Source organism: Streptomyces sp. NPDC001851 (assembly GCF_040297165.1).
In the GTDB taxonomy this organism is placed as follows: domain Bacteria; phylum Actinomycetota; class Actinomycetes; order Streptomycetales; family Streptomycetaceae; genus Streptomyces.
Genome location: NZ_JBEOYR010000024.1, coordinates 54,868 through 67,205, shown reverse-complemented (window position 1 = coordinate 67,205; position 12,338 = coordinate 54,868). Strand labels below are relative to the sequence as shown.

The window sequence follows — 12,338 nt, the reverse complement described above, 5'->3', positions numbered from 1 at the left end:
ACTGCCCGGTGGTGAACCACGGGGGCACGGTCTGTGGGGGGACGGGATGGACTTCGGCACGCAGGGCCCCGAGGCCCCCGCCGACCTGGCCTGGCTGCGGGGGGTGGACGCCTACACCATGGGCGCCTATCCGCAGGCGGAGGAGGAGTTCCGCACCGCGGTGCGGATGGACCCGGGGATGGCGGACGGCTGGCTCGGACTGCACGCGCTCCGGGTCGACACGACGACCTCGCTGCTCAGGATGTTCCGGCACCGCGACCGCTTCGGCGAACAGCGCGCCCGGCACCGCCGTACCCTCAACTCCTGGTACTGGCTGGGCTGGTGGGTGCAACCGGTGCTGGAGAGCCCGCGTGATCTGCTGCTGGCGCACGCCTCGCACTGGCTGGACGGCCGGCACGTGCCCGAGCTGGACCGCGCCCTCGCCGGACTGCCCCCGGTCGACGCCGACCCCCAGGTCCGCTTTCTGCACGCCTGCCGCTCCTATCTGGTGAAGGACTGGGACCAGCTGGTACGGCACACCGACCCGCTGCTGGACGATCCCATGCTCGGCATCGAGGCGGGCCTGTTCGGCGGCATGGCGCGGGTCCGGCTGGAGATGTACGGCCAGGCCGAGCCGCTGCTGTCGGCGGCGCTGATGCGCTGCCGCAGTGAGCAGCCGCAGCGCAAGGAGCTGCGCTACTGGCTGGCCCGGGCGCACGAGGGCACGGGCCGCAGCGCCGCGGCGCTCCCCCTGTACCGGGCCGTGCACCGCGTCGACCCGGCGTTCATGGACACCTCGGCGCGGCTCGCGGCGATCGCCGAGGGCGACGGGTACGACGACACCGCCGACCTCGCCGCGATCACCCTGACGGGTGCCGGACAGGACAGCGTGGACGGCCCGGACGGGTACGACCCGGTCTTCGGCACCGAGGGCCGGGATCTGCGGCTGCCGGAGCCGGACCTGCCGACGGGGCCCCTGCCTTCGGTGACCGATCCGGCGGTGCGGACGAAGACGGGGGTCGCGTCCTCGCCGCTCCCCGCCGGACCGACCGATCCCGCCCTGTTGGCCCAGGCGCTCGCCGAGCTGGAGCGCATGGTGGGGCTGGAGCCGGTGAAACGCCAGGTCAAGGCGTTGTCCGCGCAGTTGAACATGGCCCGGCTGCGGGCCGGGCAGGGGCTGCCGGTGCAGCCGCCGAAACGGCACTTCGTCTTCTCGGGGCCGTCGGGGACCGGGAAGACGACGGTGGCCCGGATCCTCGGCCGGGTCTTCTACGCCCTCGGGCTGCTCGGCGGTGACCACCTGGTCGAGGCGCAGCGGGCCGACCTGGTCGGCGAGTACCTCGGGCAGACGGCCGTGAAGGCCAACGAGCTGATCGACTCCGCGATCGGCGGAGTGCTGTTCGTGGACGAGGCGTACTCGCTGTCCAACTCGGGCTACGGCAAGGGCGACGCGTACGGCGACGAGGCCTTGCAGGTGCTGCTGAAGCGGGCGGAGGACAACCGGGACCACCTGGTGGTGATCCTCGCCGGCTACCCGGAGGGCATGGACCGCCTGCTGGCCGCGAACCCCGGGCTGTCCTCCCGCTTCACGACCCGGGTCGACTTCCCCTCCTACCGGCCGCTGGAACTCACCGAGATCGGCAAGGTGCTGGCCTCCGAGAACGGGGACGTGTGGGACGAGGAGGCGCTGGAGGAGCTGCGCTCGATCGCCGCGCACGTGGTCGATCAGGGGTGGATCGACGAGTTGGGGAACGGGCGGTTCCTGCGGACGCTGTACGAGAAGAGCTGTGCGTACCGGGATCTGCGGCTGTCGACGTATGCGGGTTCCCTGTCCCGGGAGGACCTGGCGACGCTGCGGTTGCCCGACCTGATGCAGGCGTACGGGGAGGTGCTGTCGGGCCGGGGCCCTCAGGATCCGTCGGCCCTGTAGGTGCCGGTGGGCTGCGGCCGGTCGGCTTCCCCAGGGGCGCGGGAAACCGCGCGACCAGCCACGACGCACCGGCAGCCGCACGGCTCCCCGCCACCGTCCGAGGTCCTAGGCGAGCGCTCCCTCAGGCTCCCCGCTCACCCTGGGCTCCGTCAGTCTCACGTCGGGCATCTCTCGGTGCGCCGGATCCCGCACCTCACCGACCAGCATCTCCAGCACGTCCTCCAGGGCGACGAGCCCCAGCACCTTGCCGGACGCGTCGGCGACCTGGGCCAAGTGCGTGGCCGCCCGGCGCATCACCGTCAGCGCGTCGTCGAGCGGCAGCTCGGCCCGCAGGGTCGCCATGGGGCGCCACACGTGCTGCGGCACCGCACGGTCGGAGTCCTCCAGGTCCAGGACGTCCTTGACGTGGACGTACCCCATGAAGGGGCCCTTGTCCGTCGCGGCGACCGGGAAGCGGGAGTACCCCGTACGGGCCGTGAGCTCGACGATCTGTCCCGGGGTGACCGCCGGGTTCACCGTGACCAGCGACTCCCGGCGCAGCAGGACGTCCGTCACCGGACGGGAGCCCAGTTCCAGCGCGTCCTCCAGGCGTTCCCGCTCCTCGGGGCCGAGCAGGCCCGCCTGGCCGGAGTCCTCCAGCAGACGGTTGAGCTGCTCGCTGGTGACCACGGCCTCCACCTCGTCCTTGGGCTCGACCCGGAAGAGCCGCAGGACGGCCTGGGCGCAGGCGCCGAGGGACGCCGTGATCGGCTTGCACAGGCGGGCGAAGTAGACCAGGCCCGGGCTCAGCCAGAGCGCCGCCTTCTCGGGGGCGGCCATCGCCAGGTTCTTCGGCACCATCTCGCCGATGACCAGGTGGAAGAAGACCACCGCGGCCAACGCGATCACATAGCCGAGCGGATGGATCACGCCGTCGGGCAGGTGCACCGCCGCGAACACCGGTTCCAGCAGCCGCGCCACCGTCGGCTCGGCCACCGCGCCCAGCGTCAGGGAGCAGACGGTGATGCCGAACTGGGCCGCGGCCATCATCTGCGGCAGCCGCTCCAGGCCGTACAGCACCTGGCGGGCGCGGGCGGTGCCGAGCGGTTCGATCTGGCTGCGGCGGACGGAGACCAGCGCGAACTCGGCGCCGACGAAGAAGCCGTTGGCGAGCACGAGCAGCGCGGCGAAGACCAGTTGGAGGACGCTCATCGCACGGCCTCCACCACGTTGACCGCCGGGACCGTCCTGACCAGGCGGACCCGTTCGGCGCGGTAGTGGCCGACCTGGCGGACCGAGAGCCGCCAGCCGGGCAGTTCGGCGCGGTCGCCGGGGGCAGGGATCCGGCCGAGCAGGTCGGCGACCAGTCCGGCGACCGTCTCGTACGGCCCCTCGGGCACGTCGAGGCCTATGCGCTGCAGGATGTCGACGCGGCAGCTGCCGTCCACGTCCCAGGCGGGACTGCCGTCCTCGGGCGGGGCCGGGAGCAGCTCGGGCACGTCCTTGGCGTCGTGCTCGTCGCGGACCTCGCCGACGAGTTCCTCGACGATGTCCTCCAGGGTGACCACGCCAGCCGTGCCGCCGTACTCGTCGACGACGACCGCGATCGGCTGCTCGCTGCGCAGTCGCGCGAGGAGCGGCTGGACGGGCAGGGTCTCGGGGACGAGGAGCGCCTTGCGGGCGATCCGGCCGACCGGGGTGCGCAGCCGGTCCTGCACGGGGACCGCCAGCGCGTCCTTGAGGTGGGCCATGCCGACGACGTCGTCGATCTTCTCCCGGTAGACGGGGAAGCGGGACAGGCCGGTGGCCCGGGTGAGGTTGACGACGTCCTCGGCGGTGGCCGTGTCCTGCAGGGCACTGACCTTCACGCGCGGGGTCATGACGTGCTGCGCGGTCAGCTCGCCCAGGGACAGGGTGCGGACGAACAGGTCGGCCGTGTCCTGTTCCAGGGCGCCGGCCTGGGCGGAGTGGCGGGCCAGGGAGACGAGTTCGCCCGGGGTGCGGGCGGAGGCCAGTTCGTCGGCGGGCTCGACGCCGAGCGCGCGCACCAGCCGGTTGGCGACCGTGTTGAGCGCGGCGATCACCGGGCGGAACAGGCGGGAGAAGTGGTGCTGCGGGCCGGCCACGAACCGCGCGACCTGCAGCGGCTTGGACACCGCCCAGTTCTTGGGCACGAGTTCGCCGATCACCATCTGGATCGCGGAGGCCAGCAGCATGCCGACGACCACGGCGACGCCGGAGACGGCTCCGCCGGGGATGCCGAGCGCGGCGAACGGGCCGTGCAGCAGCCGGGCCAGCGCCGGTTCGGCGAGCATGCCGACGACCAGCGAGGTGATGGTGATGCCGAGCTGGGTGCCGGAGAGCTGGAAGGACAGCTCCTTGAGCGACTCGGCGACCCTACGGGCCCGTCGGTCGCCCTCGGCGGCGGCCTTCTCGGCGTCCGTCGCCTCGACCGTCACCAGGCCGAATTCCGCGGCCACGAAGAAGCCGTTGGCGAGGATGAGCAGGAAGGCCGCTCCGAGGAGCAGCAGGGGGATGGTCACGCTGCCACCGCCTTCCCGGTATGTCGGGTCGGGGCGGCGCAGGTACTACAGGACGATCCGTCCATCGCTGGAGGGAGTCACTCCTCGGGTAGCAGGAACCCCTGGCACCGGGCGGCACGCAGGGGCGGAGGCGCAGCGAAGAGGCCTCCGCCACCAGATTAATCAAGACAGGGGCCACTCGGGCAGGGTGGGCGCCCCCGAGTCAGCCCTGATCTTCGACCGGGTGGGTCGTGGAGCGGGCTTCGGCGAGGGCTCGCAGCGCCTTGGCGTCGGCGATGGCACGCTGCTTGGCGAGGCCCGGCTGGATGCCGAGCGCGGGCAGGCTGGTGCCGTCGCTGAGGTTGAGGAACACCCACGGGTCGCCCGGACGGAGGTTCACCTGAAGGATCTCCGCCCAGTCCAGGCGCCGTTTGCTGGCGATGTTCACCACGGTGACGCCGGACTCGTCGGCGACGACCTTCACCCGGGCCAGCTGGGCCAGCACCCAGAAGATCAGCGCCCCGGTGACGACGAAGCTGGCCCGCTCCCCCGGGCCCAGCTGCTCCAGCAGCAGGGCGACCCCGGAGATGGTCAGGAAGATCGCGACACCGGCGGTGAGCAGGATGGCCCGGGTGTGGCCCGGCCGGAAGGTGACGGGAAGCGAGGGGAGGGTGGGAGTGTCGGACATCGCGGTGCGTACCCCTTACAGGCGGCAGGCGTGGATGGCCGTGGTGAGGATGGCGCGGGCACCGATGGAGTAGAGGTCGTCCATGATCCGCTGCGCCTCCTTGGCGGGGACCATGGCGCGGACGGCGACCCAGCCCTCGTTGTGCAGTGGGGAGACGGTCGGGGACTCCAGCCCGGGGGTGAGCGCGACGGCCTTCTCCAGCTGCTCGACGCGGCAGTCGTAGTCCATCATCACGTAGGTCCGCGCGACCAGGACGCCCTGGAGGCGGCGCAGGAACTGCTGGACCTTCGGTTCCTCGCCGTCGGCGCCGGTGCGGCGGATGACGATGGCCTCGGACTTCATGATCGGCTCGCCGAAGACCTCCAGGCCCGCGTTGCGCAGGCTGGTGCCGGTCTCCACGACGTCGGCGATGACCTCGGCGACGCCCAGCTCGATGGCGGTCTCGACGGCGCCGTCCAGGTGGACGACGGAGGCGTCGACGCCGCTGTCGGCGAGGTGCCCCGCCACGATCCCCTCGTACGACGTGGCGACCGTCCTGCCCTTCAGGTCCTCGATGCCGTTCGCGGTGCCCGGCTTGGCGGCGAAGCGGAACGTCGAGCGGGCGAAGCCGAGCGGCAGGATCTCCTCGGCGTCGGCGCCGGAGTCGATCAGCAGGTCGCGGCCGGTGACGCCCAGGTCGAGGCGGCCGGAGGCGACGTAGATCGCGATGTCGCGGGGGCGGAGGTAGAAGAACTCGACCTCGTTCTCCGGGTCGACGATCCGCAGCTCCTTGGACTCCCGGCGCTGCTGGTAGCCGGCCTCATGCAGCATCTCCGCCGCAGGGCCGGACAGTGAACCCTTGTTGGGGACGGCGATGCGCAGCATGAGGTCGGCTTCCTTTGCTCGTTCTCTACGGGACTGTGTGCGGGTACGGCTCAGAGGTGGGCGTAGACGTCGTCCAGGGAGATCCCGCGGGCGACCATCATCACCTGGACGTGGTACAGCAGCTGCGAGATCTCCTCGGCGGCCGCCTCCTTGCCCTCGTACTCGGCGGCCATCCAGACCTCGGCGGCCTCTTCGACGACCTTCTTGCCGATGGCATGGACACCCTTGCCGACCAGCTCTGCGGTGCGGGAGGTGGCGGGATCGCCGTGGGCGGCCTTGTGCTGGAGCTCGGTGAAGAGCTCCTCGAACGTCTTCTTGGACATGGTGGTGCCCACCCTACGCGGTTCGGTCCGTACCTCAGTGCCAGGGTTCAGATACTGAGCGGAGCGTGGCCGCTGTCGCCACGGCGGCCGTCACCGCCTCGTGGCCCTTGTCCTCGGTGGAGCCCTCGATGCCGGCCCGGTCCAGGGCCTGCTCCTCGGTGTCGCAGGTGAGCACGCCGAAGCCAACGGGGACGCCGGTCTCGACGCTGACCTGGGTGAGGCCCTGGGTGACTCCCTGGCACACGTAGTCGAAGTGAGGGGTGCCGCCGCGGATGACGACACCGAGGGCGACCACGGCGTCGTAGCCGCGCCCGGCCAGCACCTTGGCGGCGACCGGAAGTTCGAAGCTGCCGGGGACCCGGATCAGGGTCGGCTCGTCGATGCCCAGGTCGTGCAGGGCGCGCAGGGCGCCGTTCACCAGACCGTCCATCACCTTCTCGTGCCACTGCGCCGCGATGACGGCGACCCTGAGGTCGCTCGCGTTGCGTACGGACAGTTCCGGTGCACCCTTGCCGCTCACGTCTCTCCTAAGTGCTTTCTCGCTTGCTTACTGATTGCCGCAGGTGGATACGGCAGGTGTGTCCAGCCAGGGCAGGTCGTGCCCCATCCGGTCCCGCTTGGTGCGCAGGTAGCGGAGGTTGTGCTCGCCCGCCTCGATCGGCATCGGCTCACGGCTGCTGACCTTGAGGCCGTGGCGCAGCAGTGCGTCGGTCTTCTCGGGGTTGTTGGTCATCAGGCGGACGCTGCGCACACCGAGGTCGGCGAGGATCTGCGCGCCGGCGCCGTAGTCGCGGGCGTCGGCGGGCAGCCCGAGTTCGAGGTTGGCGTCGAGGGTGTCGCGGCCCCGCTCCTGGAGTTCGTACGCCCGCAGCTTGGAGAGCAGTCCGATGCCGCGCCCCTCGTGGCCGCGCAGGTAGACCACCACTCCCCTGCCCTCGGCCTGGATCCGTTCGAGGGCGGTGTCCAGCTGGGGGCCGCAGTCGCAGCGCAGGGACGAGAAGACGTCCCCGGTGAGGCATTCGGAGTGGACGCGGACCAGGACGTCCTCGCCGGCGCCGATCTCGCCGTGCACGAGGGCCACGTGCTCGACGCCGTCGACGGTGGACCGGTAGCCGTAGGCGGTGAAGGTGCCGTGCGCGGTGGGCAGGCGGGTCTCGGCCTCGCGGCGGACGGTGGGCTCGCTGCCGCGGCGGTAGGCGATCAGGTCCTCGATGGAGATGATCGACAGCCCGTGCTTGCGGGCGAACGGGATCAGCTCGGGCAGCCGCAGCATACGGCCGTCCTCGCCGGCGATCTCCACGATGGCACCGGCCGGGCGCAGGCCCGCGAGCCGGGCGAGGTCGACGGCGGCCTCGGTGTGGCCGTTGCGGACCAGGACCCCGCCGGGCCTGGCGCGCAGCGGGAAGACGTGGCCGGGGCGGACGAAGTCGGTGGGCTCGGCGGTGCCGCCGGCCAGCAGCTGGAGCGTGGTGGCACGGTCGGCGGCCGAGATGCCGGTGGTCACGCCGTGGGCGGCGGAGGCGTCCACGGAGACGGTGAACGCGGTCTTCATCGACTCGGTGTTGTCCTGGACCATCTGCGGCAGCTGGAGCCGGTCGAGCTCCTCGGGCTCCATGGGGGCGCAGATGAGTCCCCGGCATTCGCTCATCATGAACGCGACGATCTCGGGGGTGGCGTGTTCGGCCGCGATGACGAGGTCGCCCTCGTTCTCCCGGTCCTCGTCGTCCACGACGACGACCGGGCGGCCGGCCGCGATGTCGGCGATGGCGCGCTCGACGGGGTCGAGGCGGAACTCCTCAAGGTCGGCGGTGTCGTACAGCAGCGGTGCCGAGGTCATGCCGGCGCTCCTTCCAGGACGGGCTGCGGGCTCCTGCGGGAGCGCAGCCACCAGTCGCGCATGCCCCACAGGACGAGTGCGCCGTAGATGACGTAGACGAAACCGGAGAAGGCGTAGCCGTTGGCGAAGTTGAGGGGGACGCCGACGAGGTCGACGAGCAGCCAGGCGATCCAGAACTCGACCATGCCCTTGGCCTGGGCGTACATGGCGACGAGGGTGCCGACGAAGATGTAGGCGTCGGGCCAGGGGTCCCAGGACAGGGACGGGTAGGCCGTGAAGAGCAGGGCGACCGCGACGGTCCCGGCGGCGGCCGCGCCGAGCATCGCCGTGCGCTCGCGCCAGGTGGCGAACCGGGGGGTGATGTGGCCGTCCGTGGACCGGTCCTTGGTGCGCTGCCACTGCCACCAGCCGTACAGGGCCACGGCCATGACGACGACCTGCTTGCCGGCGCTGCCGGTCAGATGGCCGTAGAAGGCGGCGAAGAGGACGAGGCCGGAGAGGAACTGCACGGGCCAGGTCCACAGGGAGCGGCGCCAGCCGAGGGCGAGGGTGATCAGGCCGAGGATGTTGCCGGCCATGTCCGACCAGATGATGTGCTGGCCGAAGAGGGTGAAGGCCTCGGAGTTCAGCCAGTTCACTTGGTGGCTCCCTGGGCGCGGTCGCCGAGGAGCCGCTCGACGTACTTGGCGATGACGTCGACCTCCAGGTTGACCGGGTCGCCGGGCTGCTTCACGCCGAGCGTGGTCAGGCCGAGGGTGGTCGGGATGAGGCTGACGGTGAAGTGGTCGGGGCCGGCCTCGACGACGGTGAGGCTGATGCCGTCGACGGTGATGGAGCCCTTCTCGACGACGTAGCGGGAGAGGTCCGCCGGGAGCGAGATCTTGACGATCTCCCAGTTCTCGGAGGGAGTGCGCGCCAGCACCTGGCCGGTGCCGTCGACATGGCCCTGCACGATGTGCCCGCCGAGGCGCGCGCCGACGGCGGTGGGGCGTTCGAGGTTGACGCGGGAGCCGACGGTGAGCGCACCGAGGCTGGAACGCTTCAGGGTCTCCGCCATCACGTCGGCGGTGAACTCGTCGCCCTCGTGCTCCACGACGGTGAGACAGACCCCGTTCACGGCGATGGAGTCGCCGTGCTGCGCGCCCTCGGTCACGACGGGGCCACGGAGCCGGAAGCGGGAGGCGTCGCCGAGGTTCTCGACGGCGGTGACCTCACCCAGCTCTTCGACGATTCCGGTGAACACTTCCCGGGTCCTCCTGCCTCTTCGGGCACGGACTCCGGGGCCTGTCGATGACGACAGAATCTACGGGTGAGCACACACCGGGGCGTCGCCGGAACGGACGCGTCCACGCGGGGGCGCGCCCAGATACGGCGGCGCGCACACGGAACAACGCATGCCCGCCCGCCGCGCACTGCCTCCCATCCGGACTTTAACCGTCGGTCCAGGAATTTCACCTGGTCAACCGGCCGCTGGAAGCGACCGGGTCGCGGACTGTAACCGCCGGTTCGGACTTTCACCGACCCCGGAGTGCGCTGCTTCTGGTACAGGGCCAGTGTGCCATGCCGGGCCGCCGTCCAGACAGGTGTGCGGTGTGGGCTCCCTCACAGCGCGTGTCACCGGCCTTGCGCCGCGCAGTCACGCCGGACAACTGGCGGGCGGACGAGGTCGTTTGACCTGGACCAGACCATTGACCGTTCTGGTCTAGTCCTTTTAGGGTGCGGACGGGTCCGGCGGCGGTGACGACGGCCCTTGCCCGCCGCCGGGCCGCCGCCGACTGCCGCCGCGCCGGGCCGGACCAGCCGGGGCATGTCACATTCACCGAGGTCCGCGCCGTCCCATCGGAAGGAGGGTGCCTCGAAGGGGGGTGCCCGGAGTCCGGAGGGACACACACAGCATGACCACGATCCTGGTCACCGGCGGAACCGGCACGCTCGGCCGGTGCGTGACGCGACGGCTGCGGGCGGACGGGCGCGAGGTGCGGGTGCTCAGCCGGCACGCACAGCCGTACGCCGTCGATCTGCGCGCGGGCGGCAGCGGGCTCGACGCCGCGCTCGCCGGTGTGGAGACCGTGGTGCACTGCGCGAGCAGCCAGCGGGGCGGGGACGAGAAGGCGGCCGAGCATCTCGTCGCGGCGGCGCGGCGGGCCGGACTGGGCCATCTGGTCTACATCTCCATCGTCGGGGTCGACCGGGTGCCGCTCGGCTACTACCGGACCAAGCTGGCCGTGGAGCGGCTGATCGAGGCGTCGGGGCTCGGCTGGACCATCCTGCGCACGACCCAGTTCCATGACCTGCTCGTCTCGGTCCTGGGCGGACTGGCCAAGGCGCCCGTCCTGCTCGTCCCGGCCGGGGTGCCGGACCAGCCGGTGGAGGTGGCCGAAGTCGCGGACCGGCTGGCCGGGCTGGCGCTCGCCGGTCCGGCCGGGCGGGTGGCGGACATGGGCGGCCCCGAGGTACGGACCCTGGACTCCCTGGCCCGCTCCTACCTCCGCGCGACCGGCCGGCGCCGTGCGGTGGCCCGGGTGCCGCTGTTCGGCGGGACCTATCGCGCCGTCCGCGCGGGCGGTCTGCTGACGCCGGAACGGGCGGTGGGGAGGACGACGTTCGAGGAACACCTGGAGCATCGGTTCGGCGGCTGAGGGAGCAACGGGGCGGCCGGTTCACCCGTGCGGCGACGCCGGGGCCGCGCTTCCGGATCCTGCCCGGGGTCGCGGGGCCCCGCACGCCCGGGCCGGGCGGAAGGGCCCCGTGCGCCGAAACCGCCTGACGAGGACGACGTTCGAGGAGCACCTGGAACATCGGTTCGGCGGCTGACGGAGCGACGGGGCGGCCGGTTCACCCGTGCGGCGGCGCCGGGGCCGCGCTTCCGGATCCTGCCCGGGGTCGCGGGGCCCCGCACGCCCGGGCCGGGCGGAAGGGCCCCGTGCGCCGAAACCGCCTGGCGAGGACGACAGGGCCCTAGGGCCGCGCGAACAGGTCCTCCTGGGCGCGGTCCCTGGCGGTCAGCAGGGCTCCGCGCAGCACCGCCGTGCCGCCGAGGGTGCTTGCGCGGACCTCGGTGGGCAGGGGCGACATACGGCGGAGCCGGTCCTCCACGAGACCCGCGAGGAGCGCGCCGCCGGCCTGGCCGGCCTCGCCGCCGAGCACGACGCAGCCGGGGTCGAGCACGGCCACCACGGACGCGGCCCCGAGGGCGATCCGGTCGGCCAGGGCGTGGAGAAACCGGCCGGCGGGGCGTTCGGCGGCGGCGTGCGGCGCGGCGGAGTCCTCCTCCGCCGCCTCCGCCGCGGCCCGCCGGACCACGCGCGCCGCGCCCGGTCCGTCCATGGCGGCCGGTACCGGCAGGCCGCACTCCGCGGCCAGGGTGCCGATCGCCGCGGCACCCGCCAGCGAGTGGAACCCTCCGTCGCAGTCGCTCGCCGAGGGCAGTGAGACGGTGCCCGGGACCGGCAGGAAGCCGATCTCGCCCGTGCCGCCCGAGGCGCCGCGGCGGAGTCTGCCGTCGAGGACGACCGCCGCGCCGACGCCGTGGCCCAGCCAGAGCAGGACGAAGGTGTCCCGGTCCCGCGCGGCGCCCTCGCGCTGCTCGGCCAGGGCGGCGAGGTTGGTCTCGTTCTCCACGGTGACGCGGGCTCCGGGCAGCCGTTGCTGCAGGGCGGCGGCCAGGCTGCGGTGCCAGGCGGGCAGGCCGCCGGAGTCGCGGAGATCGCCGGTGGCCGGGTCGATGAGGCCGGGTGCGCCGATGCCGACGGTGTGCAGCCGGTCCGCTCCGGCCTCCGTCGCGGTCCGCTCCACCGCGGCCACGGCCTGCTCCACGGCGGGTCCGGTGCCGGTGTCCCCGCCGATCGGCACGGAGGCCTCGGCGCGCACCCGCCCGACCAGGTCGGAGACCAGCACCCCGACACCCCCGGTGCGGACGTCGAGCGCGGCCAGGTGGGCCCGGTCGGCGACGATGCCGTACAGCCGGGCGTTGGGGCCGCGGCGCTGTTCGCCGGACTCGCCGACGACCGTGATCAGCCCGGCGGTGGTGAGCCGTGCCACGAGGTCGGCGACCGTCGGCCGGGACAGGCCCGTCAACTGCTTCAACTGCCCTGCGGTGAGCGGGCCTTCCTGCTGCAACAGCCGCAGGGCCACGCGGTCGTTGATGGCCCGGGCGGTGCTGGGTGATGCGGGCATGACGGGAAGCCTCCCAGATCGGCCATCTATCTATCAGGCA

General features: G+C 72.3%; 12 protein-coding genes and 1 riboswitch. Of the genes, 2 read left to right on the top strand and 10 right to left on the bottom strand.

Going from position 1 to position 12,338, the window contains the following annotated elements; genetic code table 11:
* Positions 1 to 46: 46 nt before the first annotated feature.
* Entirely contained in the window at positions 47 to 1,909 is a 1,863-nt protein-coding gene (locus ABT171_RS30420; protein ID WP_351249395.1) for an AAA family ATPase, read from the top strand.
* Positions 1,910 to 2,014: 105 nt separating this feature from the next.
* On the opposite strand, the gene ABT171_RS30415 is transcribed toward ABT171_RS30420, so the two are convergent.
* The 9 genes from ABT171_RS30415 to ABT171_RS30375 all read right to left on the bottom strand — a co-directional run bounded on the left by ABT171_RS30415 (position 2,015) and on the right by ABT171_RS30375 (position 9,365).
* Positions 2,015 to 3,100, bottom strand: coding sequence for a hemolysin family protein (locus tag ABT171_RS30415; RefSeq protein WP_351249393.1), 1,086 nt, complete (start codon positions 3,098 to 3,100; stop codon positions 2,015 to 2,017).
* Entirely contained in the window at positions 3,097 to 4,431 is a 1,335-nt protein-coding gene (locus ABT171_RS30410; RefSeq protein WP_351249391.1) for a hemolysin family protein, read from the bottom strand. Before ABT171_RS30410 ends, ABT171_RS30415 begins: the two co-directional genes overlap by 4 nt.
* Positions 4,432 to 4,633: 202 nt before the next feature.
* Positions 4,634 to 5,098 (bottom strand): PH domain-containing protein, encoded by a 465-nt coding sequence (locus tag ABT171_RS30405; protein ID WP_351249389.1) that lies wholly within the window; start codon positions 5,096 to 5,098, stop codon positions 4,634 to 4,636.
* A 15-nt stretch (positions 5,099 to 5,113) separates the two neighbouring features.
* Positions 5,114 to 5,962, bottom strand: coding sequence for an ATP phosphoribosyltransferase (gene hisG / locus ABT171_RS30400; protein ID WP_351249387.1), 849 nt, complete (start codon positions 5,960 to 5,962; stop codon positions 5,114 to 5,116).
* Positions 5,963 to 6,012: 50 nt separating this feature from the next.
* Positions 6,013 to 6,285, bottom strand: a complete 273-nt coding sequence (locus ABT171_RS30395) for a phosphoribosyl-ATP diphosphatase (protein WP_007491392.1) — start codon at positions 6,283 to 6,285, stop codon at positions 6,013 to 6,015.
* Between the two features lie 34 nt (positions 6,286 to 6,319).
* Positions 6,320 to 6,805 (bottom strand): 6,7-dimethyl-8-ribityllumazine synthase, encoded by a 486-nt coding sequence (ribH, locus tag ABT171_RS30390; RefSeq protein ID WP_351249385.1) that lies wholly within the window; start codon positions 6,803 to 6,805, stop codon positions 6,320 to 6,322.
* 27 nt (positions 6,806 to 6,832) lie between these two features.
* Entirely contained in the window at positions 6,833 to 8,122 is a 1,290-nt protein-coding gene (locus ABT171_RS30385) for a bifunctional 3,4-dihydroxy-2-butanone-4-phosphate synthase/GTP cyclohydrolase II (protein ID WP_351249383.1), read from the bottom strand.
* Positions 8,119 to 8,760 carry a nicotinamide mononucleotide transporter family protein gene (locus tag ABT171_RS30380; RefSeq protein ID WP_351249381.1) on the bottom strand — a complete coding sequence of 214 codons (642 nt, stop codon included), beginning with the start codon at positions 8,758 to 8,760 and terminating at the stop codon, positions 8,119 to 8,121. Before ABT171_RS30380 ends, ABT171_RS30385 begins: the two co-directional genes overlap by 4 nt.
* A complete protein-coding gene (locus ABT171_RS30375; protein ID WP_351249379.1) occupies positions 8,757 to 9,365 on the bottom strand; it encodes a riboflavin synthase in 609 nt (202 codons plus the stop codon). The genes ABT171_RS30380 and ABT171_RS30375 overlap by 4 nt, the downstream gene beginning before the upstream one ends.
* A gap of 162 nt (positions 9,366 to 9,527) precedes the next feature.
* Positions 9,528 to 9,658: riboswitch (FMN riboswitch) on the bottom strand.
* A gap of 359 nt (positions 9,659 to 10,017) precedes the next feature.
* Here ABT171_RS30375 and ABT171_RS30370 point away from each other — a divergent pair.
* A complete protein-coding gene (locus tag ABT171_RS30370; protein ID WP_351249377.1) occupies positions 10,018 to 10,761 on the top strand; it encodes an SDR family oxidoreductase in 744 nt (247 codons plus the stop codon).
* A gap of 319 nt (positions 10,762 to 11,080) precedes the next feature.
* On the opposite strand, the gene ABT171_RS30365 is transcribed toward ABT171_RS30370, so the two are convergent.
* The gene (locus tag ABT171_RS30365) at positions 11,081 to 12,298 is read right to left on the bottom strand and encodes an ROK family transcriptional regulator (protein ID WP_351249375.1); all 1,218 of its coding nucleotides are present in this window, start codon (positions 12,296 to 12,298) and stop codon (positions 11,081 to 11,083) included.
* Positions 12,299 to 12,338 lie beyond the last annotated feature (40 nt).